A 25,543-nucleotide genomic window follows, 5' to 3' on the forward strand; every position below is an offset into this window, starting at 1 on the left:
CCCCCTCACAGTCCGAAGTGTCCGTCCCCGGCGCCGGTTGGTCCCCGGCGCAGCCCCTGTCGGGACGATACACCAGTCTCGTCACTCAGGGACATAGGTTCTCTACGCTCCGTGACGATCAACGGATATATGAGTACCCACCGCACCCGGGGGATTGCGGACGGTACTCGAAGCTCTCTCAGTCGGTTGATGCACCCGTCGTGAGGATCACGTTGCGGAGCGGCTCCCGGTTCACATAACGGTTCAACTGGTCCACCAGGAGCCGCTTGGCGCGCGGAAGGAACGCAGAGGTGGGTCCGCCGACATGAGGGCTGATGAGTACCCCCGGCGCACGCCACAGGGGGTGTTCACGCCCCGGCGGCTCCGGGTCGGTGACGTCGAGGGCGGCGGTGATGCGGCCGGTCTCCAGCTCCGCGAGCAGGGCCTTGGTGTCGACGACGGGGCCGCGGGCGACGTTGACCAGGAGCGCGCCGTCCTTCATCCGGGACAGGAAGTCGGCACCGGCCAGGCCGCGGGTGGCTTCGGTGAGCGGGGTGGACAGGATCACGACGTCCGCTTCCGGCAGCAGCGCGGAAAGATCGGTGAGCGGATGCACCGGACCGCGCGCCGTGGTGCGCGCGGAGCGCGCGACGCGCGCCACCCGCGCCACCTCGAACGGAACGAGCCGGTCCTCGATGGCCTCGCCGATCGAGCCGTACCCCACGATGAGGACGTTCTTGTCGGCGAGCGCGGGCCGGAACCCGCCGAGCCACTCCCCCCGGTCCTGCGCGCGGACGAAGTCGGGGATCCCGCGCAGCGAGGCCAGGATCAGCGCGAGGGTGAGCTCGCCGGTGCTGGCCTCGTGCACGCCTCGCGCATTGCACAGCCGCACACCCGCGGGCAGCTGCCCGAGCCCCGGCTCCACGTGGTCGATCCCGGCGGAGAGGGTCTGCACGACCCGGACGTTGCTCATCCGCCCCATGGGCCGTACGCACAGCGGGCTGGGCTTCATGTAGGGGACGACGTAGAAGGCGCAGTCGGCCGGGTCCGCGGGGAAGTCCTCCTCGCCGTTCCAGAGACGGTAGTCCGGGCCCTCGGGGAGTCCGTCGATCTCGTCCGGCGGGATGGGCAGCCACACGTCAGCAGTCATGCTCTGGAGGCTATGTCAGGAGCGTGTGACGGCAGAGGTTAGGTTGGGGTGGCTCGAACAGGGAGGGTCACGACCAGGTGGAGCGCAGGACGATCGGCGCGGCGGCGCTCGCGGTGGGGGCCGTCGGACTCGGGTGCATGCCGATGAGCTGGGCCTACAGCGCGTCGCGACGGCGGGGCGACGAGTCGCTCAGGGCGGTGCACCGGGCTCTCGACCTGGGTGCGTCCCTGCTGGACACGGCCGACATGTACGGCCCCTTCACCAACGAGCTGCTGGTGGGGAGGGCGTTGAAGGAGCGGCGGTCCGACGCGTTCGTGTCGACGAAGGTCGGGCTGCTGGTCGGGGACCAGCACATCGTCGCCAACGGCCGCCCCGGGTATGTGAGGCGGGCCTGCGACGCGTCGCTGCGGCGGCTGCAGACGGACGTCATCGACCTCTACCAGCTGCACCGGGCCGACCCCGAGGTGCCGGTGGAGGAGACCTGGGGCGCGATGGCGGAGCTCGTCCAGGCCGGGAAGGTACGGGCCCTGGGCCTGTGCGCGGTGGGGGCGCGGGCCGGCCGCCGGTCCGGGGCCCGGCTGCATGACGGAACGATCCGGCAGCTGGAGCGGGTGCAGCAGGTCTTCCCGGTGAGCGCGGTGGAGGCGGAGCTGTCGGTGTGGTCGCCGGAGGCGCTGGAGGCCCTGCTGCCGTGGTGCCGCACACGGGGCGTGGGTTTCCTCGCCGCGATGCCGCTGGGCAACGGCTTCCTGACCGGCAGGCTGCGGCCGGGCGCCGGCTTCGAGGCGGACGACCCGCGTGCCCGGCACCCCCGCTTCACGGCCGAGATGATGGCGGCGAACCAGCCGTTCGTCGCGGGCCTGCGCCGCGTGGCCCGCCGGCACGGCACGGGCGTCACGGCCGCCCAGGTCGCCCTCGCGTGGGTGCTGGCCCAGGGCTCGCACGTGGTCCCGGTCCCCGGCACGAAGCAGGAGCACTGGGTCACGGAGAACACGGCCGCGACGGAGCTGCGCCTGACCCCGGACGATCTCGGGGAGATAGCCGCGCTGCCGCCGGCTCAGGGGTCGTGGGACTGAGGATCCGTTTGCGCCCCGGTGCGTTTCGGGCAAAGCGCGTGTTCCCGCTACGGCGTTCGGTGATCGGGAACTCTCGGGCCGCCGGCGGTGTATGACAGGGAGAAGGACCTGCCCCGTCGAAGGGACCATGATCGTGCAACGTCGAGCCGTCCCGGCCGTGCTGGCCGCCGCCGCGCTCCTGCTGACGGCCGGTTGCTCCTCCGACGAAGGAGGACCGTCCGGCAAGGACGACAGTGCCTCCCCGGGCCGCACGGCACCGGGATCGTCCGCACCGCCGCGGCAGGCCGCCGGGCAGACACCTCCCGCCCAGGGCTCCGTGAAGGTGGTGCGCACCGTCGCCGGGGGCCTGGACTCCCCCTGGGGGCTCGCCCCGCTGCCGGACGGCGGCCTGCTCGTCGCGTCCCGTGACGAGGGGACGATCGTCCGGGTCGACGAGAAGACCGGCAAGAAGACCGAGCTGGGCGAGGTGCCGGGGGTCTCGGCGGCCGGCGAGGGCGGCCTGCTCGGGATCGCCCTGTCCCCCGACTACGCCTCGGACCGCATGGTCTACGCGTACTTCACCTCGGCGTCCGACAACCGCATCGTGCGCATGATCTACGACGGGCAGAAGCCCCCGGGCGAGCAGCTCGGCGCTCCCGACACGGTCTTCAAGGGCATCCCCAAGGGCTTCATCCACAACGGCGGGCGTATCGCGTTCGGCCCGGACAGGATGCTGTACGTGGGTACCGGCGAGAGCGGCGACACCGGCCTGTCCCAGGACAAGGACTCCGTGGGCGGCAAGATCCTGCGTCTGACCCCGGAGGGCGAGCCGGCGCCGGGCAACCCGTTCCCGGACTCGCCGGTGTACTCCTACGGCCACCGCAATGTGCAGGGCCTGGCCTGGGACGGCAAGCAGCGGCTGTTCGCCTCGGAGTTCGGGCAGGACACCTGGGACGAGCTGAACGCGATCAAGCCGGGCGGCAACTACGGCTGGCCGGAGGCGGAGGGCCGGTCCGGCGACAAGCGGTTCCGCAACCCGGTCGACCAGTGGACCACGGCCGAGGCCTCCCCCAGTGGCATCGCCCACGCCGAGGGGTCGATCTGGATGGCGGGCCTGCGCGGCAAGCGGCTGTGGCGCATCCCGCTGAACGGCACGGCGGCCTCGGCGAAGCCACAGGCGTTCCTGGAGGGCGAGTACGGGCGGCTGCGCACGGTCGTCGCGGCAGGCGGCGACAGGCTGTGGCTCGTCACCAGCAACACAGACGGCCGGGGCAGCCCGAAGGGCGGCGACGACCGGATCCTGGAACTGCGGGTGAAGTAGCCCTGGGGACCGGTGCGGGTCGCCATCCGCCGTGCCGGTCGCGCGGTTCCAGCCGCCCGGCCCCGGGCGGTGGCCATGACCAGGCCGCCGGGCCGGCCCGCGGACGACGGGGCTACTCCCCCTCGCCGTCCGCGCCGTCCCCGTCGTGCTCGTGGGGTGGGCGTACGACGACCTTCCCCGACGCGAGATCTATCGGTCCGCGTCCGGGATCGCCGTCCCCGACGTCCTCGCGGGTCAGTTCCAGACGGTTCTGCTCGTCGTGGGTGTGCTTGCGCCCGGGCGAGAACAGTTCCTCGAACGCGTTGAACAACATGCCTCCCTGGGCCGCGGGATCCGCGACGTCCCTCAGGGGTCCTCGCACTGCCCGCCCGGGTGGTGCGCTCATGGTGGAAGGACCCCTTACAGCGTATGCCTCAACCCGTGGGACCGGGCATGACCATTTCGGCCGGGAACAGCCCCACCCGGTGCGCAACCGCCGCCGCCTCACCCCGCCCGGAGACGCCGAGCTTCCCCAGGATGTTCGAGACGTGCACGCTCGCGGTCTTGGGCGAGATGAACAGCTCCTCCGCTATACGGCGGTTGGTGTGCCCCGCGGCGACCAGGCGCAGGACGTCCCGTTCGCGGCTGGTGAGGCCGAGGGCGTCGGCGGGGTCGGTGGGGCCGGGTTCCGTGGCGGGCGTGAGCGGGAGGCGGGCGCGCCGGGCGAGCGCGGTGGCGGCGTCATCGAGCGGCCGGGCACCGAGGTGGCGGGCGACGGTGTGGGCGAGCCGCAGCAGTTCCGTGGCACGGTCGCGCTCGTCCTCGCCGCCGCCCGTCAGCAGGGACTCGGCCAGGCGGTACCGGACGCGGGCGAGGTCGTAGGGCCGGTCCAGAACTTCGAAGGCGGTGACCACGTCCGACCAGGTGGCCGGGGTGCTCCGGCCCTCGGCGCGAAGGAGTTCGGCGCGGACCCACCGCTCGTGGGCGAGCCAGACGGGGGCGTGCGTGGTGAGGCGCTTGACGGCGGAGAAGATGGCGTGAAGGACCTGCTCGCGGCCGTCGCGGGCGGCGTGCAGTGCCCGGGCGTCGGCCTCGGCGGTGGCCGACTGGAGCAGCAGCGGCCAGGCGTAGCGCTGCGTGCCGAGCGGGAAGCCGGAGGCGAGGGTGCGGGCCAGTTCGGCGCGGGCGTCGGCCAGGCGGCCCTCGGCGGCGGCGACCGCGACGGTGAGGCAGGAGATCGGCAGGTCGTGCTGCGGCATGGGGTCGTGCGGGCCGTAGGAGGCGCGGGCCTCGGCGAGGTGGCGGGCGGCCTCGGACACCTCGCCGCGGGCCAGGGCGAGGAACGCCTGGCTGTTGGCGCCCGACCCGTACGGCCCGGCCGTCTGCCCCAGCCGCTGGGCGCTGACGGCCGCCTCGGCGGCCTCGTCCCAGCGGCCGAGGGAGATGAGCGACTCGGCGAGGTTGCCGTGGACCCAGCCCTCGGACTCGGTCAGCCCCATCCTGCGGGTGAGCCCCAGGCCTTCGCGCAGGATGGCCACGGCCTCCTCGGAACGGCCGATGCCCTCCAGCGTGGAGGGCAGGTTCACATGGCTGCGGCCCAGGACGACCGCGAGTCCCCGGGCCACCACTTCGTCCCGGACCTCGTACATGTGGGCCAGCCCGGCTTCGATCTGGCCGGCCTCGACCATGAGCCCGCCGAGGGTGAGGCGGGCGTTGGACTCGATCTCGTCGGCGCCCACCATGCGCGCGTACTCGACGGCCCGCTCGGCGGCCGTCAGGGTCTCCGGGCCGGGTTCACGGAGCATCGACCAGTGGGCGGCCGTGGCCAGCACCTCGGCGTGCACCTCGGACGGCGGCAGACCGCGGACCAGCTCCTGGGCGGTGGCGATCTCCTGCCAGCCGTCGCCCCGGGCGAGCCGCTGGACCAGCCGGGAACGCTGGATCCAGAACCAGGCGGTACGCAGGGGGTCGTCCTCGTCCTCCAGCAGGCGCAGGGCCCGCTTGGTGATCTTCAGGGCGCGTTCGCGCTCCCCGCAGAGCCGTCCCGCCACGGCCGCCTCGGCGAGCAGGTCCAGGTGGCGCAGGGCGGTGGTGGCGGGGTCGCAGCCGCAGGGGGGATAGACCTCGGTGTAGTCGACGGGGCGCAGGGCTGTGCGTACGGCCTCGGGAGCGGAGTCCCACAGTTCCATCGCCCTCTCCAGGAGCCGGAGTTGCTCGGAGTAGGCGTGGCGGCGGCGGGCCTCGACGGAGGCCTCGAGGACGGCGGGCAGGGCCTTGGCGGCGTCGTGGGCGTGGTACCAGTAGCTGGCCAGGCGGGTCGCCCGCTGGTCGGCGGGGACAAGGGCCGGGTCGGTCTCCAGGACTTCGGCATAGCGGCGGTTGAGGCGGGAGCGCTCGCCGGGGAGCAGGTCGTCGCTGACGGCCTCGCGGACCAGGGAGTGGCGGAAGCGGTAACCGTCGCCACCGGGTGCGGGGGCGAGGATGCTCGCGTTCACGGCGGTCCGCAGGGCCTCGATGAGGTCGTCCTCGGCGAGCCGGGCGACGGCGGCCAGCAGCCGGTACTCGACGGTGGAGCCGCCCTCGGCGACGATCCGGGCGACGTGCTGGGCGGGTTCCGGCAGTCCCTCGACACGGACGAGCAGCAGGTCGCGCAGGGTGTCGGTCAGTCCCGTCCGGCAGCCCTCGTGGTCGGCGACGGCGAGCTCCTCGACGAAGAAGGCGTTGCCGTCGGAGCGCTGGAAGATCGCGTCGACCTGGTCCGGCTCGGGTTCGTGGGCGAGGATGCCGGCGACCTGGCGGCCCACCTCGTCGCGGTTGAAGCGGGCGAGTTCGAGTCGGCGGATCGTGCGGAGCCGGTCGAGTTCGGCGAGCAGCGGCCTGAGCGGGTGGCGGCGGTGGATGTCGTCGGAGCGGTAGGTGGCGAGGACGATGAGGCGGCCGGTGCGCAGGGTGCGGACGAGGTAGGAGAGCAGATGCCGGGTGGAGGCGTCGGCCCAGTGCAGGTCCTCCAGGGCGAGAACGACGGTGTGCTCGGCGGCGACGCGCTCCAGCAGGCGTGCGGTGAGCTCGAAGAGGCGGGCCATGCCCTCCTCGTCGTGTCTCCCGGCCCGCGACTCGCCCAGCTCGGGCAGCAGCCGGGCCAGTTCCTCCTCCTGCCCGGCTGAAGCGGTGGCCAGCTCGCCGGGGAGGTCGCGGCGCAGGGCGCGCAGCGCGGTGGAGAAGGGGGCGAAGGGGAGGCCGTCGGCGCCGATCTCCACGCACCCGCCGAGTGCGACCACCGCCCCGCGATCGCGGGCGGCTGCGGCGAACTCCTCGACGAGGCGGGTCTTGCCGACCCCGGCCTCTCCGCCGATGAGCAGTGCCTGCGGCTCGCCCTCGCAGGCGCGCGCGAGGGCGTCGTACAGCGTGCCCAGCTCCTCGGCACGGCCGACGAAAACGGGGCTGACGGACCTGGTCTCCACAGGCCCGAGCATCGCATGCGCCTGTGACGGCGTGGGAACTGTTTTCCGTCGAACGGCCGGAAAAGCGGCCGCCGTTCTTCCGCGAACGACGGCCGCTGATCTCCGGACGGCGACAGCGGTGGCCGCCGGCCCCGTTCCGGCGGCCACGGTGGCGGCCGGTCCCGCCCCGGTGCTCACGCCGTCCGGGCGGACCGGAGCCGGCGGAAGCGGCGGCTATGGCTGTCGTGCTCGGCGGAGTCCCCGCCTCCTTCGTGGCCGGCCTCGCGGCGGGCCCGGGCGGCCTCGCGCACCAGACGGGCGTGGTCGGCCCGGCGGATGAGGTCGGAGGTGCGCATCTGCTGGAGCTCGTACTCGTACATGGTGTGTCCTTCGAGAAGAGGCCGGTCGCGGCGGGTTTTCCGCGATGACCTCACTCTCGTCTCCCAGGCGGGGCCGCCACATCGGGAGAGTTCCGCATCTTCGGCGGCGCACGGTGCCTTAGACGCGGCTGAGGGGCCTCAGGGACTCCGTAAGGTGCTCACGGAACCGCCTGAGGCCCCTCAGGACCTGCGGGCTTGCAGCTCGCGGGCGCTCAGCCCGCGGACGGCAGGCCGACCAGGATGCCGGTGTACTTGAGGACGGCCAGGAACAGGCCGATGACACCGAGCGCGACTCCCGCCCAGGCGACGGACTTGATCCAGGGGGCCTGGACCCTGCCCGGTGTGCCGAAGGCGGGCCGGGCCAGCGTCACGGCGCCGGTGACCAGCGCGATCAGCGCGAACAGGCCGCCCCACAGGGCGGTGGTCTGCCAGGCGTCGCCGTAGACCGCCTGGATCTGCTGGGCCACACCCGCGTTCTGCGCGGTCTCCAGCTGACCGACGAGGTTCTGGCGCGCGGCGGCGACGGTGCCGATCCAGCTGCCGGTGAGCGAGACGACGCCCAGCGCGGCGGAGACCACGGCGGCTGCGCCCTGGCCGACGCCGGAGGGGCTGTCCCCCTCGGCCGGTGCTTCGTCGGCCGCGGAGGGGCTGTCCTCCTCGGCCGGTGCTTCGTCGGCCGCGGCCGGGACCTCGGTCCGGGGCACCTCGTCGGACGTGGTGGTGTCCACCGCCTTCTCATCGGTCGTGGCCTTGGTGGCCTCGGTCTCGTCCACTGCGTTCGTTGCCATGTCTCGCACCGTAGGGTCGCTGTCTGAGAAGTCTCTTAATGATCGTTGTGAGCCGCACGCACGCGTGCGGCGCGCCACTCGGGCGCAAGCACGGACCAGACTTCGAGATCGTGCCGTACGCCACCATAGGGGTGGGCCTCGCGTCGCACACCGTCGCGGGTCATCCCGAGTCGGCGCGCCACGTTCAGGCTGGGCTGATTGAGTGACGCGGCGACCCATTCGACGCGGTGGACGCCCCGCTGCTCGACGGCCCAGTCGATGAGGACCCTCATCGCGCGGGTGACCAGGCCCCTGCCCGTCGCGGCGGGCTCCAGCCAGCAGCCGACCTCGCAGTTGCCGGTCGCCGCGTCGAAGTTCAGGAACAGCACCCCGCCCACCAGGGTCCCCTCCAGCCACAGGCCGTGCAGGGAGCCGGTGTCGGCGGCGCGCATGTCGGCGTAGCGCTGGAGCTTCGCGCGGGCCGAGGGCAGGTCCGTCTCGGTCGTCCCGAACGGGATGTACTGCTCGATGAACTCCCGCCCGCGCTCCAGGTGCGCCAGGAACTCCCCGGCGTGCCAGGGCTCCAGGGGCCTCAGCTCGGCGTCGTCACCCAGGGATATCGCGTACATCCCGCTGCCGCTCCTCCTCCGCCAGGACGTCCGCCACCTCGGCGTCCGTCGCGGCGGCCAGCCTCTCATGGGCGGCACGGCTCTCGGGCGGCTCGATGCTGATACGCGGCATGCGCTTGTCCAGCCAGCGGGGCAGCCACCAGTTGGCGCCGCCGAGCAGGTGCATGAGGGCCGGGACGAGGAGCGTGCGCAGGACGAAGGCGTCGAGGGCGACGGCGGCGGCCAGGGCGATGCCGAACATGGCGATCACCCGGTCGCCGCTGAGCACGAAGGCGAGGAAGACGGAGATCATGATGACGGCCGCCGAGTTGATCACCCGGCTGGTCTCGGCGAGGCCGACGCGCACCGCCCGCCGGTTGTCTCCGGTCTCCAGCCACTCCTCGTACATCCGGCTGACCAGGAAGACCTGGTAGTCCATGGAGAGGCCGAAGAGCACCGACACCATGATCACGGGCAGGAAGGGTTCGATGGGCCCGGCGCTGCCGAGGCCGAGCAGTTCGCTGCCCCAGCCCCACTGGAAGATCGCTACCACCACCCCGAAGGCGGAGGCCACGGCGGCGACGTTCATCGCGGCGGCCTTCAGCGGGATGCCGATCGACCGGAAGGCGAGCAGGAGCAGCAGACAGCCGAGGCCGATGACGACCCCGACGAAGACCGGCAGCTTGGAGACGATGACGTCGGCGAAGTCGTCGTAGCCGGCCGTCATGCCGCCGACCTGGACATCGAGCGCCGTGCCCGACTCGGCGCGCGGCAGCACCTCGTCGCGCAGCCGGTCGACGAGGTCGCTGGTCTGCTTCGACTGCGGGGAGGACTCCGGTACGACGGTGAGGTACGCGGTCCGGCCGCCGGAGTCGAAGGTCACCGGGGTCACCGAGGCGACGCCGTCGGTGGCGCGGAGGGTGCCGTCGAGGTTGTCCAGGGCGAGCTTGTCGTCGGCGCCGTCGACCTTCGTGACGAGGGTGAGCGGGCCGTTCACACCGGGGCCGAAGCCTCCCCCACTCTCGGCTGCGCCCGAGCGGGAGGTGCCCCCAGCGAGCAGGTCGTAGGCCTGGCGGGTGGTGGCCGTCTTCGGGCCGTTGCCCTGGTCGGAGGTGCCCAGGTGCAGGGAGAAGGTGGGCAGCGCGAGGACCGCCATGACGACCAGGGCGACCGCGCCGAGCAGCTTGGGGTGGCGTTCGACGAAGGCCGACCAGCGGGCCGCGAAGCCGGTGGGCACCTCGGGTTCGGGGCCGTGCTCCGCGAGGCGGCGGCGCTCGCGGCGGCTGAGGGCGCGCATGCCTATGAAGGAGAGCAGGGCCGGCAGCAGTGTCACGGAGGCGGCGACGGTGAGGATCACGGTGAGGCTGGCCGCGACGGCGACGCCGTTGAGGAAGCTCAGCCGGAGGATCAGCATGCCCAGCAGCGCGATGCAAACGGTGGCACCCGCGAAGACGACCGCCCGCCCCGTGGTCGCGACGGCGTTCGTGGCGGCCTCGGTGACGGACAGCCCGCGTTTCAGCCCGCGCCGGTGTCTGGTGACGATGAACAGCGCGTAGTCGATGCCGACGCCGAGCCCGACGAGCATGCCCAGCATGGGGGCGAAGTCGGCGACGGTCATGGCGTGCCCGAGGAGCACGATGCCGGCGTAGGCGGTGCCGACGCCGACCAGCGCGGTGGCGATGGGCAGCAGGGACGCGGCGAGCGAGCCGAAGGCGAGGAACAGCACCACCGCCGCGACGATCACGCCGACGATCTCGGCGACGTGCCCGCCGGAGGACTCGGTGAGCGCGACGGCGCTGCCGCCCAGCTCCACCTGGAGCCCGTCGGTCTCGGCGCTCTTCGCGGTGTGCACGACGGCCTGTGCCTCGCCCTTGGCGATGTCCTCGGCCTGGTCGTCGAAGGTGACCGAGGCGTACGCCGTGCGGCCGTCGTCGCTGATGCGGCCCGTGCCCGGCCCGTCGTAGGGGCTGGTGACCGAGGCCACGCCGGGGAGGTTCTCGATCCGGTCCAGGGTGCGGGTCATCGTCTGCTCGACGTCGGCGGCGCGGACGCTGCCGGAGGTGGTGTGCCAGACGACGGTGTCGCTGTCACCGCCGAGCCGCGGGAAGCCCTCGTGCAGCAGCTCGGTGGCGCGGCCGGACTCGGTACCGGGGACCTGGTAGTCGTTGGAGTACGTGGTGCCGGCGACGGCGGCGCCCGCGGCGACCCCCGCGAACGCGAGGAGCCACAGCAGGACGCTGAGCAGACGGCGCTGGACACACCAGCGTGCGAGGGCTGCCACGAAACGTGCTCCCGGGGTTGCCTTGTGTGGATCTTTGACCGGGAACAGTCGTACGTGAACTGAACGGCCAGCAAAGAACGCATGAGCAATGCGCTGCCACTCTTACAAACCGATGAGATCATTTGTCGGCTTCGTGGGGTTTTTCACAGCGACCGGGCTCAGTCGAACTGATCCCCCAGCGCCATCGCCATCACGCCCGCGATCAGCAGCCACAGGGCGCGCCGCGTGCGGCCGCGGGAGCCCAGCACGGCAGCGGCAGCGCATACGGCGGCCCCGCCGGCGTAGGCGGCCGGGACGAGTGCCGGAGCGGAGCGGGTGAGGCGGAGCAGCGCCGCGGCGAGACCGGCCAGGGTCAGTGCGGCACCGGTGCCCGTCGCCGTCCAGCGGGCCCGGCGCGCGTCGTCCTCGTCCTCCGGCACGTCCTCGTCCTCCGGCACGTCCTCGCCGTCCGTCGGGTCGCCGCCGTCCGTCGGGTCGCCGCCGTCCGTCGAGTCGTGGCCGTCCGTCGAGTCGTGGCCGTCCGCCGGGTCGCCGGCCTCCGCCGGGTCGTCGGCCTCGTCCCGACCGGGGCCCGCCGCCGAGTCCGCCGCCTCCGGATCGGTGTCGGAATCAGGACGTCCACTCATGGCCGAGACGGTAGCGCGCCGGGCGGGGAAAACCGGGTGCGGGGCCGCCGCGCGGGCTGTTAGCGTCCGCCGGTCCGAGGAAACACCCGCGGCATCCCGCCGCCCGGCCGAAGCAGGTGCATTGTTTGACGGTCCGACCGAGCTCCTACGCATCCCCGTTCTTCCTCAAGGACTCAAGGAGCCCGTCCACCGATGTCGGACATCACTTCCCGGACCTCGAACGACCCCCTCACTGACCGTGTGAGCCACCCCGGCTACCCGCGCAGCAACGGCTACGACGCCCGCTGGACCATCGACAACCAGATGGGCCCACACGCGCTGTGGCTGCTGGAGTGGCTGGCCCCCGCCCTGGGGCTCGACACCCTGAGCCCCGGCTCCCGGGTGCTCGACCTGGGGTGCGGCCGCGCCATGACGTCGATCTTCCTCGCCAGGGAGTACGGCGCCCAGGTCGTCGCCGCCGACCTGTGGATCAAGCCCGACGAGAACGCCGGGCGCATCGCCGAGGCGGGCGTCGCCGACCGCGTCCTGCCCGTGTTCGCCGAGGCGCACGACCTGCCGTTCGGCGAGGGCACCTTCGACGCGATCGTGAGCATCGACGCGTACCAGTACTTCGGCACCAACGACCTCTACCTGCCCACTCTGACCCGGCTGCTGAAGCCGGGCGGGCGGATCGGAGTCGTGATGCCGGCGCTGCGGGAGGAGCCCGAGGGCGACGAGCCGCCGGCGCACCTGAAGACGTACTGGGAGAAGGATCCCGGCTTCTGGGCGTTCCACTCCCCCGCCTGGTGGCGGCGGCTGTGGGCCCGCAGCGGTGCCGTCGAGGTCGAGACGGCCGACTGGCTCGAGGACGGCTGGCGCGACTGGCTGCTGTGGAGCGAGGTGTGCGCCGAGGAGAGCACGAGCGAGTTCATGGCCGACATGGCCCGCTGGTCGGTCGAGCTGATGCACGCCGACGTGGAGCACGTCCTGGGCTTCACCCGGGTCGTCGGCCGCCGCCCGTAGATGCCCGTGGGGGGATGCATCGGGCTCGATGCATCCCCCCTGGGGTTCACACGTGCGGTGCTCAGCCCTCGCTGACGCCCAGCTTCTGAAGGATCAGTTCCTTCACGCGGGCCGCGTCGGCCTGGCCCCGGGTCGCCTTCATGACCGCGCCGACCAGGGCACCGGCCGCGGCCACCTTGCCGCCGCGGATCTTGTCCGCGACGCCCGGGTTGCCGGCGATGGCCTCCTCGACGGCGGTGGTGAGGGCGCCCTCGTCGGAGACGACCTTCAGACCACGCTTGTCGACGACCTCGTCCGGGGTGCCCTCGCCCGCGAGGACGCCCTCGATGACCTGCCGGGCCAGCTTGTCGTTCAGGTCGCCCTTCGCGACGAGCTCGGTGACCCGGGCGACCTGAGCCGGGGTGATCGCGAGCTCGTCGAGCGCCTTGCCCGACTCGTTGGCGCTGCGGGCCAGCTCGCCCATCCACCACTTGCGGGCGGAGGTCGCGTCGGCCCCGGCCTCGATGGTGGCGACGATGGGCTCCAGCGCACCGGCGTTGAGGATCGCCTGCATGTCGGTGGCCGTCACGCCCCACTCCTCGCGGAGCCGGCTGCGGCGGACCAACGGCAGCTCGGGCAGCCCGGCCCGGATCTCCTCGACCCACTCACGGGACGGGGCGACCGGGACGAGGTCGGGCTCCGGGAAGTACCGGTAGTCCTCGGCCTCCTCCTTCACCCGGCCCGAGGTCGTCGACCCCGTGTCCTCGTGGAAGTGCCGGGTCTCCTGGATGATCGTGCCGCCCGAGGACAGCACGGCCGCGTGCCTCTGGATCTCGAAGCGGGCCGCACGCTCGACGGACCGCAGCGAGTTGACGTTCTTCGTCTCCGAGCGGGTGCCGAACTTCTCGGTGCCGTTCGGGCGCAGCGACAGGTTCACGTCGCAGCGCATCTGGCCCATCTCCATGCGGGCCTCGGAGACACCGAGCGCCTTGATGAGCTCGCGCAGCTCACGGACGTAGGCCCGCGCGACCTCGGGGGCACGCTCGCCGGCGCCCTCGATCGGCTTGGTGACGATCTCGATGAGGGGGATGCCGGCGCGGTTGTAGTCCAGCAGCGAGTGCGAGGCGCCGTGGATGCGGCCGGTGGCACCGCCGACGTGCGTCGACTTGCCGGTGTCCTCCTCCATGTGGGCGCGCTCGATCTGCACACGGAAGGTCTCGCCGTCCTCCAGCTGCACGTCGAGGTAGCCGTTGAAGGCGATCGGCTCGTCGTACTGGGAGGTCTGGAAGTTCTTCGGCATGTCCGGATAGAAGTAGTTCTTCCGGGCGAAGCGGCACCACTCGGCGATCTCGCAGTTGAGCGCGAGGCCGATCTTGATCGCGGACTCGACACCGGTCGCGTTGACGACCGGGAGCGCACCGGGCAGGCCGAGGCAGACCGGGCAGGTCTGCGTGTTGGCGTCCTGGCCGAGGGCGGTCGAGCAGCCGCAGAACATCTTGGTCTTGGTGCCGAGTTCGACATGGACTTCGAGGCCCATGACGGGGTCGTACGACGCGAGTGCGTCCTCGTACGACACCAGGTCGGTCGTGGTGGTCACGGTGAGTACTTCCCTCTCAGCCCAGCAGGACGTCGTCGTCGCCCAGCCGCTTCAGCTCGCGGTAGAGAATGGCCAGGTTGGTGACGACGGCGGCGCCGGTCACGACGGCGTCGAGCAGCCGCAGCGTGTCGTTGTCTCCGCGGGCCTTCCTGATCTGCTTGTAGACACCGACGGCGCCGAACGCCGACGTGGCCATCGACACGTACAGACCGGACTTGGACTTCTTGAAGCCCTTGGCCTTGGACAGTGCGCTCACAGCGACGGAGCCTCCTCGATCAGCGGGTGGCCCCACTTTTCCACGAAGGCGGCCTCGACGGCGGCACCCACCTTGTACAGGCGGTCGTCCTTCATGACGGGGGCGATGATCTGCAGGCCGACCGGGAGGTTGTCCTCCGGGGCGAGACCGCACGGCAGCGACATGGCCGCGTTGCCCGCCAGGTTGGTCGGGATGGTGCACAGGTCGGCGAGGTACATCGCCATCGGGTCGTCGGCGCGCTCGCCGATCGCGAAGGCGGTGGTCGGGGTCGTCGGGGAGACGATCACGTCGACCTGCTCGAACGCCTTGTCGAAGTCCCGCTTGATGAGCGTGCGGACCTTCTGGGCGCTGCCGTAGTAGGCGTCGTAGTAGCCGGAACTCAGCGCGTACGTGCCGAGCATGATGCGGCGCTTGACCTCGGGGCCGAAACCGGCCTCGCGGGTGAGCGAGGTGACGGCCTCGGCGGAGTTCGTGCCGTCGTCGCCGGTCCGCAGGCCGTAGCGCAGGCCGTCGAAGCGGGCGAGGTTGGAGGAGCACTCCGAGGGCGCGATCAGGTAGTACGCCGACAGCGCCAGGTCGAAGGACGGGCAGTCCAGCTCGACGATCTCGGCGCCCAGCTCCTTGAGCAGCGCGACCGACTCGTCGAACCGCTGGATGACACCGGCCTGGTAGCCCTCCCCGCGGAACTGCTTGACGACGCCGACGCGCATGCCCTCGACGCTGCCGTTGCGGGCGGCCTCGACGACCGCCGGGACGGGCTCGTCGATGGAGGTCGAGTCGAGCGGGTCGTGCCCGGCGATGGCCTCGTGCAGCAGCGCCGCGTCCAGGACCGTGCGGGCGCAGGGTCCGCCCTGGTCGAGGGAGGAGGAGAAGGCGACCATGCCGTAGCGGGAGACCGCGCCGTACGTCGGCTTCACACCGACCGTGCCGGTGACGGCGGCCGGCTGGCGGATGGAGCCGCCGGTGTCGGTGCCGATGGCGAGCGGGGCCTGGAAGGAGGCGAGCGCGGCGGACGAACCGCCACCGGAGCCACCGGGGATCTTGGTGAGGTCCCAGGGGTTGCCGGTCGGGCCGTAGGCGCTGTTCTCGGTGGAGGACCCCATGGCGAACTCGTCCATGTTGGTCTTGCCGAGGATGACGACGTCGGCGGCCTTCAGGCGCTGGGTGACGGTCGCGTCGTACGGCGGGATCCAGCCCTCGAGGATCTTCGAACCGACGGTGGTCGGGATGCCCTCGGTGGTGAAGATGTCCTTCAGCGCGAGGGGCACGCCGGCCAGCGGGCCGAGCTTCTCGCCCTTGGCGCGCTTCTCGTCCACGGCGCGGGCCTGGGCGAGGGCGCCCTCGCGGTCGACGTGCAGGAAGGCGTGCACCTTCTCGTCGACGGCCTCGATGCGGGCGAGGTGGGCCTCGGTGACCTGCACCGCGGTGAGCTCGCCGGAGGCGATCTTCGCGGCGGTCTCGGCGGCCGTGAGCTTGATGATGTCCGTCATGGCTGTTAGTCCTCCCCCAGGATCTGCGGCACCTTGAAACGCTGCTGCTCCTGGGCCGGGGCGCCGGAGAGCGCCTGCTCGGGGGTGAGCGACGGACGGACCTCGTCCACGCGCATGACGTTCGTCAGCGGGAGCGGGTGCGAGGTCGGCGGTACGTCTTGGTCGGCGACCTCACTGACGCGGGCGACCGCGCCGATGATGTCGTCCAGCTGTCCCGCGAAGTGCTCGAGCTCTTCGGGCTTCAGCTCCAGACGCGCCAGCCGGGCGAGGTGGGCGACCTCCTCGCGCGTGATGCCAGGCATGCAGCGATCCTCTGGGGTGAGTGAATGTGGTGTGGCCCAATCCTATGGGGCGTGGGGCCGTGCCCGTGAAACGGTTTGCCGCCCCGCAGGCTCTCGGCGCGCCCTCAGACCGCGAAGAGCAGTCCGGCGCTGATCAGGACGACGACCGCGGTGGCGAAGTGGATCCCGAAGGCCACCGCCTTCGTCCCGCCGTTGCGCAGCACGATCAGCGTGTCGCCGAGCGGCACGAGGGCCACGGCGAGCATGAACCAGGCCTCGGCCGAAGCCCCCGCGAAGGCGAGCAGTGCGAGACCTGTCAACCCGAGTGTGCCGTCCCGCAGGCCCTTGACGGACAGGTAGGCCCCGGCGTCGCCACCGGGGTCGGCCGGGACGCCGTATCCGGCGGCTGCGGCGGCGGGCTGGAACAGGAACCGGTAGCCGAGGAACAGGCAGAACAGGTTGAGCACGACGGCGAGGGTGTACGCGGTGATGGTCATGTCTCTCCTTGGATCCAGCACGGTGACGCCGGCAACCGGCGTTTGCTAGCAGCGCTAGGTACAAGAGCGAAGCTAGCAGAGCATCAGCAGGAACACTAGCGGTGCTAGGATTTCTCTCATGACGATCCAGACGCGCCGGGAGCGCGAACGAGCGGAACGCGAGCGGCTGATCGTGACGGCCGCGCGGGAACTGGCGGAGGCGGAGGGCTGGGACGCGGTGACCACGCGCCGGCTCGCCGAGGAGATCGAGTACAGCCAGCCGGTCCTCTACAGCCACTTCAAGGGCAAGGGCGCGATCATGGCGGCGGTGGCGGTGCAGGGCTGCGCGGACCTGGCCGACGAGCTGCGAGCGGCGCGCGCGGCGGCCGGCGGCCCCCGTGAGGCGCTCGCGGCGGTGGGCGGCGCGTACACCGCCTTCGCCCGGCGGCGGCCCGCGCTCTACGACGTGATCTTCACGCTCGCCGTGGACCTGCCCTTCGCCACCCCCGAGGCGCCGCCCGCCCTCCAGGACGCCTTCGGTGAACTGCTCCAGGCCGTCCTGCCGATCGCGGCCGACGGCGAGGACACGGGCTTGCTGACGGAGACGTACTGGGCCGGGCTGCACGGGCTGGTGACCCTGATGCGCAGCGGCCGGCTGCCCGAGGAGGCTCACGAGCAGCGGCTCGCACTGCTGATCGGCCACTTCGTGCCGCCCGGCTCGAGCTGAGCGCCCGCCCCGGGCCCGAAGCCCGGGGTTCGAAGCCCGGGGTTCGACGGAAGTGGAGCAGCCGGGCGGGCGGGACAGGTGGGTGCGGTCTACTCGTCGGCCGTCGCCGCGGGCAGTGCGGCGCGCGGGCGCTGCCAGCCCCGGGGCCCCCGCGCCCGCAGCCACGCCGTGGTCTCCTCCGGGGGCATCGCCGCGGCGACCAGCCAGCCCTGGACCGCGTCGCAGCCGAGGTCGCGCAGACGCTCCCAGGTCTCGTCGTCCTCGACGCCCTCGGCGACGACGAGCAGACCGAGGGAGTGTGCGAGGTCGACCGTGCAGCGCACGATCTCCGCGTCCTCGGTGTCGACCGCGAGCCGGGCCACGAACGAGCGGTCGATCTTCAGCTCGCTGACCGGCAGCCTGCGCAGGTGGACGAGCGAGGAGTAGCCCGTGCCGAAGTCGTCGAGCGACATCTTCACACCGTGCGCGGTCAGTTGGTTGAGGGTGTCGGCGGCGCGCTGCGGATCCTCCAGCAGCACGTGTTCGGTGATCTCCAGTTGGAGCGCTCCCGCCGGGACGCCGTGCCGGGCCAGCCGGGCGGCGACGGAACCGGCGAAGCCGGGTGTGTGCACATCACGCGGGGAGACGTTCACCGCGACCGGGACGAACAGGCCCTGCTCCCGCCAGCGCGCGACCTGGCCGAGCGCGGTCTCCAGCACGTACTCGGTGAGGTGGGGCATCAGGCCCGAGGACTCGGCGATCGCTATGAACTCGTCCGGCGGCACCTTGCCCCGCTCGGGGTGCACCCAGCGGACCAGCGCCTCCAGGCCCGCCACCTGCCCGTCGAAGCGGACCTTGGGCTGGTAGTGCAGATGCACCTCGTGCGCGTCCAGGGCGCGGCGCAGATCGCCGAGCAGGCCGAGGCGGTCGGGGGTGTTGGAGTCGCGCTTGGACTCGTAGACCTCGACACCGGTGCGGTCCCGCTTCGCCTGGTACATCGCCACGTCCGCCCGCCGCAGCAGCCCCTCGGCGTCCAGGGCGTGGTCGGGGAAGACGGCGACCCCGGCGCTGGCCTCCAGGACGAGGGTGAGGCCGTCGAGGTCGAGGGGAGAGCTGAGGGCGGCCACGAGGTTGCGGGCGACCCGGGTCGCGGAGGTCGTGGAGTCGGCGACCGGGAGTAAGACGGCGAACTCGTCCCCACCGAGCCGGGCGGCCTCCGCGCCGCGCGGCAGCGCCACCCGCAGCCGGTCGGCGATCTGCAACAGCAGCCGGTCACCGGCGAGATGACCGAGCGTGTCGTTGACCGACCGGAACCGGTCGAGGTCGATCAGCATCAGGGCGGCTCGGGCGTCGATCCGCTCCGCGTCGTCCAGCGCGGTCCAGATGCGCTCCAGCAGCCACTGCCGGTTGGGCAGGCCGGTCAGCGGGTCACGCAGCTGCTCCTCCGCCCGGGCCCGGGCGATCCACAGGGTGGAGTCCAGGGCGATCAGGGGGATGGAGAACAGCGGCAGCAGGATGGGCTTGGCCACGGCGACCACGCAGACCAGCGGCGCGATCCCCAGCAGCGCGACGGCGACCAGGCCCTGTCTCACCAGGGCGGTGCGGGCGACGGTGGGCAGGCCGGGGCGCGGGGCGTGCAGGTACCAGAGCAGGACGCGGGTGACCATCAGGTAGGCGACGGCGACCAGGACGACCTGAGGCGCGGTGGCGAGTGTCCAGGCGGCGGGCTCGGCCGGGGACTCGACGGACGGCACCGTCCCGAAGACGCCCAGCACGAGCGCGCCGGCGCCGATGCCGAGGAGGTCGACCGCGCCGTGCAGCACGCCCTGGCGCCAGCGATTGCGGCGGGCCGCGCCGACCAGCACGACGACCGTGAGGCTGACCATGCCGGCCGGAACCCAGCCGTAGAGCAGCAGCACGGCCAGGGTGAGGGCGGCGCCCGAGCCGGTGCCGCCCCACCAGCGGGAGCGGCCCAGCATCACGAGATGACCGACGATGACGCCGGTGAGTACGGCCAGCGACCAGCCGGCCGTGCCGGCCGGGAAGAGTGCGTGGCCACCGGTGAAGGCCCGGTAGAAACCGGCGCCCAGGACGAACCCGGCGGCCGCGACGACAGCCGCGGGCAGCGCGGGCCAGGACTGGTGCCGTTCGCCGTCCTCCTCCGGATCCGCGCCGGCCGGCCCGGGGGTGTGTTCGACGGCCGGCTGTGCCCCCGGGCCGTCCGCGGCGCGCCCTGAGCCGCCGCGCCCGTCCGGGGTGTACTGTCCGACGGCGCGCAGCTGGGCACCCGGACGCCCCGCCGACCACACGGCCTCACGGACCGCACGCCATGCGACCGCCAGGCGGCGCAGGTGCAGCCGTGAGTCCGGCGCGGCGCTCTCGGTCGGTTCCATTCCCGTCCCTCTCACAGCCGGCGGTGCCCCACGCCCCGCGGCCCGGTGCCCGACAACCCTTCGGCGGCCCGCGTCGGAAAACCCTTCCCCGCGCTCTGCGCGAGCACGAAGATGCCCCGACCGCAGCTGGGCACGGCAGGCGCACATCTCAACAGTAGGCCGCGGAAGGCTTCCACGGGCAGCGGTCGCCGACGGTTGCCCGAATGCGCCCCGGCCACCCGTATGCATCTGGTATGCGCCGAACGGGTGGCCTTCAACCGCTACTCCTCGGCCGAAAGGGCGACTTCGGCCGCCGCGTCCGGTCCCTGCTCGAGCAGGACGCCGAATCCGTCCTCGTTCAGGACCGGAACCTTCAGCTGCATCGCCTTGTCGTACTTCGAACCAGGACTGTCGCCCACCACGACGAACGACGTCTTCTTCGAAACCGAGCCGGTCACCTTCGCTCCGCGGCTCTGCAGCGCCTCCTTGGCGCCGTCCCGGGTGAAGTGTTCGAGCGTGCCGGTGACGACGACCGTGAGGCCTTCGAGGGGGCGCGGCCCTTCGTCCTCGCCGGTGCTCTCGGCCTCCATACGGACGCCGGCGGCCCTCCACTTGCGGATGATGTCGCGGTGCCAGTCCTCGGCGAACCACTGCTTGAGGGAGGCGGCGATGGTCGGGCCGACGCCCTCGGTGACCGCCAGCTCCTCCTCCGTGGCCTGGTCGATGCGCTCGATCGAGCGGAACTCGCGGGCCAGGGCCTCGGCCGCCACGGGGCCGACGTGACGGATCGACAGGCTGGTGATGACCCGGGCGAGCGGGCGTTCCTTGGCCGCCGCGATGTTCTCCAGCATGGCGACCGCGTTCTTGCGGGGCTCGCCCTGCTGGTTGGCGAAGATCGTGGCGACCTTCTCCTCGCCGGTCTTCGGGTCGCGCTTGGGCAGCCCGCTGTCCGGGTCGAGGACGTACGCTTTGATGGGCAGCAGCTGCTCGATGGTGAGGTCGAAGAGGTCGCCCTCGTCGACCAGAGGCGGGGTCTCGGGCTCCAGCGGGGCGGTGAGAGCGGCCGCGGCGACGTAGCCGAAGTGCTCGATGTCCAGGGCCTTGCGGCCGGCGAGGTAGAACAGGCGCTCGCGCAACTGGGCCGGGCAGGTGCGGGCGTTGGGGCAGCGCAGGTCGACGTCGCCCTCCTTCATGGGCCGCAGCGCCGTGCCGCACTCGGGGCACTCGCCCGGCATCACGAACTCCTGTTCGCTGCCGTCGCGCAGGTCGGCGACGGGGCCGAGGATCTCCGGGATGACGTCACCGGCCTTGCGCAGCACGACCGTGTCGCCGATGAGGACGCCCTTGGCCTTGACCACGTCCTGGTTGTGGAGCGTGGCGAACTCGACCTCGGAGCCGGCGACCGTGACCGGCTCGACCTGGGCGTAGGGGGTGACACGGCCGGTGCGGCCCACACCCACACGGATGTTGACGAGCTTGGTGTTGACCTCCTCCGGCGCGTACTTGTAGGCGATGGCCCAGCGCGGGGCGCGCGAGGTGGAGCCGAGGCGGCCCTGGAGGGGGATCTGGTCGAGCTTGACGACGACGCCGTCGATCTCCCACTCCACGGAGTGGCGGTTCTCGCCGAAGTACGCGATGAACTCCCGGATGCCGTCCAGCCCGTCGACCACCCGGTTGTGGCCGGACGTGGGCAGGCCCCAGGCCTTCAGCAGGTCGTAGGCCTGGGAGAGGCGGGTCAGGCCCGTGAAGCCCTCCAGGGCGCCGATGCCGTGCACCACCATGTGCAGGGGCCGGGTGGCGGTGACGCGCGGGTCCTTCTGGCGCAGTGAACCGGCCGCGGCGTTGCGCGGGTTGGCGAAGGGCTTGTCGCCGGCCTCGACCAGCCGGGCGTTGAGCTCCTGGAACTTCTCCATCGGGAAGTAGACCTCGCCGCGGATCTCCACCAGGTCGGGGACGTCGTCGCCCTTGAGGCGGTCGGGGATCTCCGCGATCGTCCGCACGTTCGGGGTGATGTCCTCGCCGGTGCGGCCGTCACCGCGGGTTGCCGCGCGGGTGAGGCGGCCGTGCTCGTAGGTGAGGTTCACGGCGAGGCCGTCGACCTTCAGCTCGCACAGGAAGTGGTAGTCCTGCTCGCCCAGTTCCCTGGCGATGCGCTCCGTCCAGGCGGCCATCTCCTCGTCGTTGAACGTGTTGTCGAGGGACAGCATGCGCTGGCGGTGCTCGACCGCCGTGAACTCCGTCTCGTAGGAGCCGGAGACCTTCTGGGTCGGCGAGTCCGGGGTGCGCAGCTCCGGGTGCTCCTCCTCCAGCGCCTCCAGGGAACGCAGCAGCTGGTCGAACTCCGCGTCGCTGACGACGGGAGCGTCCTTCACGTAGTAGCGGAAGCGGTGCTCCTCGATCTGCTCCGCGAGGCGCGCGTGCTTCTCCCGTGCCTCGGCGGGCACCGTCGTCGTCTCCGCTTGCTTGTCGCCGGCCACCGTGTCGTCCTCCCGTTACTCTGGGTTGTCCGCGAGGGATCTCGCCGCCCGGGCGCAGTGCGCGAGAGCCCTGCGCGCGTACTCCGGGGAGGCCCCCGCGAGTCCGCACGCCGGGGTGACCGTGACCGCCTCCGCGAGAAGCCCCGGAGACAGCCCCAGCCTGCGCCACAGCGTCCTGACACCCATGACGCTACCGGCAGGGTCTGACAATGGGCTCTCGGTGCCCGGCACGACACCGGTGAGGAGCCGGGTCCCGGCCTCCACGGCCTCCCCGATCGCGTCGTCGTCACGCTCGGTGAGCAGCGAGAAGTCGAAGGAGACGGCGGCGGCTCCGGCCCGGCGCAGCAGGGCGAACGGCACGTCCGGGGCGCAGGAATGGACCACGACCGGCCCCGCCCGGTGCGTCCCGACGAGGTCGCGCAGCGTCTGCTCGACGAGCTGCCGGTCGACGGCCCGGTGGGTGCGGTAGCCGCTGGCTGTCTTCACCTGGCCGCGCAGGACGGCGGTGAGGGACGGTTCGTCGAGCTGGAGGACGAGCTGCGCGCCGGGGATCCGCCGCCGCACCTCTTCGAGATGCAGTCGCAGCCCTTCGGCGAGGGAGGCGGCGAGGTCGCGGCAGGCGCCGGGGTCGGAGAGGGCGGCCTCTCCGCCGCGCAGCTCCAGGTTGGCCGCGAGGGTCCAGGGGCCGACGGCCTGGACCTTCAGCGGCCCCTGGTACTCCTGCGTGAACTCCTCCAGCGCGTCGAGGTCCTCGCCGAGCCAGGAGCGCGCCCGCTTGGTGTCCCGGCCCGGCCGGTCCCCGAGGCGCCATCCGCTGGGCTCCACGCGCGCGTACAGCTCGACGAGCAGGCCGGCGGTCCGTCCGATCATGTCCGCGCCGGGCCCCCGGGCGGGCAGTTCGGGCAGGAAGGGGAAGTCCTCGAAGGTGCCGGTGACGGTCTTGGCGGCCTCACGGGCGTCGCCGCCCGGCATGGAGCCCACGCCGGTGGCGGCGCCGAACCTGAACTGGCTGTTTTCACTCACCGGAGAAGCCTACGCAGCGTCTGAGCCGGGGTCAGCCTCCCGGGCGCACCGTCAGGTCGTTGACCTCCGCGTCGCGCGGCAGGTCCAGGGCCATGACGATCGTCGTGGCGACCGACTCCGGGTCGATCCACCTCGAGGCGTCGTACTCCTTGCCCTCCTGCTGGTGGACCTTGGCCTGCATGGGGCTGGCGGTGCGGCCGGGGTAGACCGAGGTGACGCGGACCCCGTTGCCGTGCTCCTCGTGGCGCAGGGAGTCGGCGAGGGCCTTCAGGCCGTGCTTGGAGGCGGCGTACGCGGACCAGTCGGCGTGGGCGTTGAGGCCGGCGCCGGAGTTGACGAAGAGCACATGGCCACGGGCGGCGCGCAGTTGGGGCAGGAAGTGGCGGGTCAGCTCGGCGGGGGCGATCAGGTTGACGTTGAGCTGGTGGCGCCAGGTCTTCGGGGTGAGTTCGCCGACCGGGCCGAGGTCGACGACGCCGGCGATGTGCAGCAGCGAGTCCACGCGGTCGGGCAGCGACTGGTGGGAGAAGGCCCAGGAGAGCCGGTCCGGGTCGTCGAGGTCTCCGACCAGGGTCCTGGCGCCGGGAAACTCGGCCGCCAGCTCCTTGCCGCGGCCCGCGTCGCGCGCGTGCAGCACGAGTTCGTCCCCGCGCGCGTGCAGGCGGCGGGCCACGGCCGCGCCGATGCCGGAGCCGGCTCCGGTGATCACATGAGTAGCCATGCCCGCCATGCTCGCATCAGGGCCGGATGCTTCGTTGCCCCGGCGCCCCCGCCGTGCTCGCATCAGGGCCGGATGCTTGGTTGCCCCGGCGCCCCCGCCATGCTCGCATCAGGGCCGGATGCTTCGTTGCCCCGGCGCCCCCGCCGTGCCCGCAGCGCCTCCGGCTACGCGATGCCCCGGCTCTCCTCCAGGTACGCCATCGCGCCCACCGGCTCCTCGGCGAAGAACACCAGGTCGGTGAGCGGGCGGGGCAGGAAGCCCTCGGTGTCCATGCGGCGGAACTGCTCCTTCAGGCCGTCGTAGAAGCCCGCGGTGTTGAGCAGGACCACCGGCTTGTCGGTGTGCCCGTGCTTCTTCAGTTCCAGGATCTCGGTCGCCTCGTCGAGCGTGCCCGTGCCGCCGACCATGATCACCACGGCGTCGGCCCGCTCCAGGAGCAGCTTCTTGCGCTCGGCGAGGTCCTTGGCGACGACCATCTCGTCGACGCCCGGGCGGGCCTTGGCCGCGAGGAACTGCACGGAGACGCCGGCCAGCCGGCCGCCCGCCTCCTGCACCCCGTCGGCGACCACCTTCATGAGGCCGACGTCGGAGCCGCCCCAGACGAGCGTGTGGCCGCCCTTGCCCAGCAGCGTGGCGAACTCCCGCGCCGGGCGGGTGTAGCGCTCGTCGAGGTCGGCGGCGGACAGGAAGACACAGATGTTCATGAACCCACCGTACGGGCCCGGTCCCCCGTGGCGGTGACCCGCATTTTGGACTGCCGGTGGGGCAGCCGCTCCCAGTCGTCCATGAGGCGGGCGTCCAGGCCGTGCTTCGCGGCGAGGTCGGTGAGCGTGCGGGTGCGGTAGTAGAAGTCCTCGTGCAGGACCTGGTGCTCCTCACCGTCGGTGCGGTCGAAGGTGAAGTCGAAGAACCCGCCGGGCGCGAGGATCCGGCCGACGTGGGCGAAGCACTCCTCGATGACGTGCAGCGGCGAGTGCGAGAAGACGCTGTGCGCGTGCACGACGTCGAAGTGGGCGTCCGGCAGGAAGGCGAAGGTGAGGTCGCCGGCGAGCGCCAGGTACGGCAGCTTGGGCTGGAGCTTCTCGGCCACCAGGGTGTCCTGGGCGGCGAGCAGGATGTGCGGCGAGATGTCGATGCCGTAGTAGTGCCCGGTGTCGAGGTGGCCGATGAACAGCCGCCCGGCGCGCAGGTTGCCGCAGCCGATCTCCAGCATCCGGTGGTGCGGCCGCAGGCCGTGGCCCACCAGGTAGTCGAACTGCATACGCCCGATCCGCGCCCACTGCTCGCGCGAGGGGTTGTGCCCGACGGCCGCCTCGGTGCTGCGGGCCGCGTCCGAGGCCATGACGGCCCGGTAGTACGCGATGTGATCGGGGTGGCGCAGCCGCAGCCAGGCGTCCCGCACCGCGCGCCGGGCGTGCGCGGGCACCCGCTCGGGGTGGCGCACGGCGTACCGGACCTGGTGGAGCAGGCGGGAGCGGTTTCCGGCCGGTTCCGTGGCACGCATGGGGCCTCCTGCGGCGAGGGAAGAACTCCGCTTCAGCCTGCGCTGTACCGGTGGAGTCGGCTACCCGAGGAGG

The 25,543-nt window shown here is 72.1% G+C and carries 23 protein-coding genes; 4 read left to right on the top strand and 19 right to left on the bottom strand.

Translation table 11 applies throughout. The features are described from left to right. Positions 1-178: 178 nt before the first annotated feature. Positions 179-1,129: a 2-hydroxyacid dehydrogenase gene (locus ACFCXS_RS05090; protein WP_376641691.1), complete on the bottom strand. Its 951-nt coding sequence runs from the start codon at positions 1,127-1,129 to the stop codon at positions 179-181. Between the two features lie 77 nt (positions 1,130-1,206). Here ACFCXS_RS05090 and ACFCXS_RS05095 point away from each other — a divergent pair, with 77 nt between their 5' ends. Next, a complete protein-coding gene (locus tag ACFCXS_RS05095; protein ID WP_376641692.1) occupies positions 1,207-2,205 on the top strand; it encodes an aldo/keto reductase in 999 nt (332 codons plus the stop codon). A gap of 127 nt (positions 2,206-2,332) precedes the next feature. Then, a complete protein-coding gene (locus tag ACFCXS_RS05100; protein ID WP_376641693.1) occupies positions 2,333-3,505 on the top strand; it encodes a PQQ-dependent sugar dehydrogenase in 1,173 nt (390 codons plus the stop codon). A 112-nt stretch (positions 3,506-3,617) separates the two neighbouring features. Here the strand turns inward: ACFCXS_RS05100 and ACFCXS_RS05105 are convergent, their stop codons facing one another. The 7 genes from ACFCXS_RS05105 to ACFCXS_RS05135 form a co-directional block, all read right to left on the bottom strand. Continuing rightward, positions 3,618-3,818, bottom strand: a complete 201-nt coding sequence (locus ACFCXS_RS05105; protein WP_376641694.1) for a DUF6191 domain-containing protein — start codon at positions 3,816-3,818, stop codon at positions 3,618-3,620. A 100-nt stretch (positions 3,819-3,918) separates the two neighbouring features. Next, complete coding sequence (locus tag ACFCXS_RS05110; protein ID WP_376641695.1) at positions 3,919-6,957, bottom strand: AAA family ATPase; 3,039 nt, start codon at positions 6,955-6,957, stop codon at positions 3,919-3,921. Positions 6,958-7,118: 161 nt separating this feature from the next. After that, positions 7,119-7,304: a hypothetical protein gene (locus ACFCXS_RS05115; RefSeq protein WP_376641696.1), complete on the bottom strand. Its 186-nt coding sequence runs from the start codon at positions 7,302-7,304 to the stop codon at positions 7,119-7,121. 212 nt (positions 7,305-7,516) lie between these two features. Next, positions 7,517-8,092 carry a hypothetical protein gene (locus tag ACFCXS_RS05120; RefSeq protein ID WP_376641697.1) on the bottom strand — a complete coding sequence of 192 codons (576 nt, stop codon included), beginning with the start codon at positions 8,090-8,092 and terminating at the stop codon, positions 7,517-7,519. 35 nt (positions 8,093-8,127) lie between these two features. After that, positions 8,128-8,700: a GNAT family N-acetyltransferase gene (locus tag ACFCXS_RS05125; protein ID WP_376641698.1), complete on the bottom strand. Its 573-nt coding sequence runs from the start codon at positions 8,698-8,700 to the stop codon at positions 8,128-8,130. Further along, a complete protein-coding gene (locus ACFCXS_RS05130) occupies positions 8,678-10,960 on the bottom strand; it encodes an MMPL family transporter (RefSeq protein ID WP_376641699.1) in 2,283 nt (760 codons plus the stop codon). The genes ACFCXS_RS05125 and ACFCXS_RS05130 overlap by 23 nt, the downstream gene beginning before the upstream one ends. Before the next feature lie 158 nt (positions 10,961-11,118). After that, positions 11,119-11,397 (bottom strand): hypothetical protein, encoded by a 279-nt coding sequence (locus ACFCXS_RS05135; protein WP_376641990.1) that lies wholly within the window; start codon positions 11,395-11,397, stop codon positions 11,119-11,121. Between the two features lie 381 nt (positions 11,398-11,778). Here ACFCXS_RS05135 and ACFCXS_RS05140 point away from each other — a divergent pair, with 381 nt between their 5' ends. Further along, positions 11,779-12,588, top strand: coding sequence for an SAM-dependent methyltransferase (locus tag ACFCXS_RS05140; RefSeq protein ID WP_376641700.1), 810 nt, complete (start codon positions 11,779-11,781; stop codon positions 12,586-12,588). A 61-nt stretch (positions 12,589-12,649) separates the two neighbouring features. Here ACFCXS_RS05140 and gatB read toward each other — a convergent pair whose 3' ends face one another. From gatB to ACFCXS_RS05165, 5 genes are all read right to left on the bottom strand, one after another. Further along, positions 12,650-14,164 (bottom strand): Asp-tRNA(Asn)/Glu-tRNA(Gln) amidotransferase subunit GatB, encoded by a 1,515-nt coding sequence (gene gatB / locus ACFCXS_RS05145; protein WP_376641701.1) that lies wholly within the window; start codon positions 14,162-14,164, stop codon positions 12,650-12,652. 16 nt (positions 14,165-14,180) lie between these two features. Then, on the bottom strand, positions 14,181-14,420 hold the full coding sequence (locus ACFCXS_RS05150) for a hypothetical protein (protein ID WP_376641702.1): 240 nt from the start codon (positions 14,418-14,420) through the stop codon (positions 14,181-14,183). Next, positions 14,417-15,910 (bottom strand): Asp-tRNA(Asn)/Glu-tRNA(Gln) amidotransferase subunit GatA, encoded by a 1,494-nt coding sequence (gene gatA, locus ACFCXS_RS05155; RefSeq protein WP_376641703.1) that lies wholly within the window; start codon positions 15,908-15,910, stop codon positions 14,417-14,419. Before gatA ends, ACFCXS_RS05150 begins: the two co-directional genes overlap by 4 nt. A gap of 5 nt (positions 15,911-15,915) precedes the next feature. Beyond that, a complete protein-coding gene (gene gatC, locus ACFCXS_RS05160) occupies positions 15,916-16,212 on the bottom strand; it encodes an Asp-tRNA(Asn)/Glu-tRNA(Gln) amidotransferase subunit GatC (protein ID WP_031485327.1) in 297 nt (98 codons plus the stop codon). Between the two features lie 104 nt (positions 16,213-16,316). After that, positions 16,317-16,688, bottom strand: coding sequence for a DUF4267 domain-containing protein (locus ACFCXS_RS05165; RefSeq protein WP_376641704.1), 372 nt, complete (start codon positions 16,686-16,688; stop codon positions 16,317-16,319). 118 nt (positions 16,689-16,806) lie between these two features. Here ACFCXS_RS05165 and ACFCXS_RS05170 point away from each other — a divergent pair, with 118 nt between their 5' ends. After that, the gene (locus ACFCXS_RS05170) at positions 16,807-17,394 is read left to right on the top strand and encodes a TetR/AcrR family transcriptional regulator (protein ID WP_376641705.1); all 588 of its coding nucleotides are present in this window, start codon (positions 16,807-16,809) and stop codon (positions 17,392-17,394) included. 89 nt (positions 17,395-17,483) lie between these two features. On the opposite strand, the gene ACFCXS_RS05175 is transcribed toward ACFCXS_RS05170, so the two are convergent. The 6 genes from ACFCXS_RS05175 to ACFCXS_RS05200 form a co-directional block, all read right to left on the bottom strand. Then, entirely contained in the window at positions 17,484-19,766 is a 2,283-nt protein-coding gene (locus ACFCXS_RS05175) for a putative bifunctional diguanylate cyclase/phosphodiesterase (protein WP_376641706.1), read from the bottom strand. A 260-nt stretch (positions 19,767-20,026) separates the two neighbouring features. Continuing rightward, a complete protein-coding gene (gene ligA / locus ACFCXS_RS05180) occupies positions 20,027-22,222 on the bottom strand; it encodes an NAD-dependent DNA ligase LigA (RefSeq protein WP_376641707.1) in 2,196 nt (731 codons plus the stop codon). A gap of 15 nt (positions 22,223-22,237) precedes the next feature. Beyond that, positions 22,238-23,245, bottom strand: a complete 1,008-nt coding sequence (locus ACFCXS_RS05185; RefSeq protein ID WP_376641708.1) for a methionine synthase — start codon at positions 23,243-23,245, stop codon at positions 22,238-22,240. Positions 23,246-23,276: 31 nt separating this feature from the next. Continuing rightward, positions 23,277-23,966 carry an SDR family oxidoreductase gene (locus ACFCXS_RS05190; RefSeq protein WP_376641709.1) on the bottom strand — a complete coding sequence of 230 codons (690 nt, stop codon included), beginning with the start codon at positions 23,964-23,966 and terminating at the stop codon, positions 23,277-23,279. Between the two features lie 164 nt (positions 23,967-24,130). Beyond that, the gene (locus ACFCXS_RS05195) at positions 24,131-24,670 is read right to left on the bottom strand and encodes a TIGR00730 family Rossman fold protein (RefSeq protein ID WP_376641710.1); all 540 of its coding nucleotides are present in this window, start codon (positions 24,668-24,670) and stop codon (positions 24,131-24,133) included. Continuing rightward, positions 24,667-25,470: a class I SAM-dependent methyltransferase gene (locus ACFCXS_RS05200; RefSeq protein WP_376641711.1), complete on the bottom strand. Its 804-nt coding sequence runs from the start codon at positions 25,468-25,470 to the stop codon at positions 24,667-24,669. The genes ACFCXS_RS05195 and ACFCXS_RS05200 overlap by 4 nt, the downstream gene beginning before the upstream one ends. Between the last annotated feature and the right edge of the window lie 73 nt (positions 25,471-25,543).

The organism is Streptomyces sp. NPDC056373 (genome assembly GCF_042262425.1).
Classification (GTDB): Bacteria; Actinomycetota; Actinomycetes; order Streptomycetales; family Streptomycetaceae; genus Streptomyces.

Excerpts from the sequence above, each read along its gene's own strand:
- ACFCXS_RS05110 (WP_376641695.1), bottom strand. The coding sequence starts at position 6,957 with ATGCTCGGGCCTGTGGAGACCAGGTCCGTCAGCCCCGTTTTCGTCGGC.
- ACFCXS_RS05105 (WP_376641694.1), bottom strand. The coding sequence starts at position 3,818 with ATGTTGTTCAACGCGTTCGAGGAACTGTTCTCGCCCGGGCGCAAGCAC.
- ACFCXS_RS05125 (WP_376641698.1), bottom strand. The coding sequence starts at position 8,700 with ATGTACGCGATATCCCTGGGTGACGACGCCGAGCTGAGGCCCCTGGAG.
- ACFCXS_RS05115 (WP_376641696.1), bottom strand. The coding sequence starts at position 7,304 with ATGTACGAGTACGAGCTCCAGCAGATGCGCACCTCCGACCTCATCCGC.
- gatC (WP_031485327.1), bottom strand. The coding sequence starts at position 16,212 with ATGCCTGGCATCACGCGCGAGGAGGTCGCCCACCTCGCCCGGCTGGCG.
- gatA (WP_376641703.1), bottom strand. The coding sequence starts at position 15,910 with ATGACGGACATCATCAAGCTCACGGCCGCCGAGACCGCCGCGAAGATC.
- ACFCXS_RS05090 (WP_376641691.1), bottom strand. The coding sequence starts at position 1,129 with ATGACTGCTGACGTGTGGCTGCCCATCCCGCCGGACGAGATCGACGGA.
- ACFCXS_RS05175 (WP_376641706.1), bottom strand. The coding sequence starts at position 19,766 with ATGGAACCGACCGAGAGCGCCGCGCCGGACTCACGGCTGCACCTGCGC.
- ACFCXS_RS05140 (WP_376641700.1), top strand. The coding sequence starts at position 11,779 with ATGTCGGACATCACTTCCCGGACCTCGAACGACCCCCTCACTGACCGT.
- ACFCXS_RS05195 (WP_376641710.1), bottom strand. The coding sequence starts at position 24,670 with ATGAACATCTGTGTCTTCCTGTCCGCCGCCGACCTCGACGAGCGCTAC.
- ACFCXS_RS05200 (WP_376641711.1), bottom strand. The coding sequence starts at position 25,470 with ATGCGTGCCACGGAACCGGCCGGAAACCGCTCCCGCCTGCTCCACCAG.
- ACFCXS_RS05165 (WP_376641704.1), bottom strand. The coding sequence starts at position 16,688 with ATGACCATCACCGCGTACACCCTCGCCGTCGTGCTCAACCTGTTCTGC.
- ACFCXS_RS05120 (WP_376641697.1), bottom strand. The coding sequence starts at position 8,092 with ATGGCAACGAACGCAGTGGACGAGACCGAGGCCACCAAGGCCACGACC.
- ACFCXS_RS05100 (WP_376641693.1), top strand. The coding sequence starts at position 2,333 with ATGATCGTGCAACGTCGAGCCGTCCCGGCCGTGCTGGCCGCCGCCGCG.
- ACFCXS_RS05190 (WP_376641709.1), bottom strand. The coding sequence starts at position 23,966 with ATGGCTACTCATGTGATCACCGGAGCCGGCTCCGGCATCGGCGCGGCC.
- ACFCXS_RS05170 (WP_376641705.1), top strand. The coding sequence starts at position 16,807 with ATGACGATCCAGACGCGCCGGGAGCGCGAACGAGCGGAACGCGAGCGG.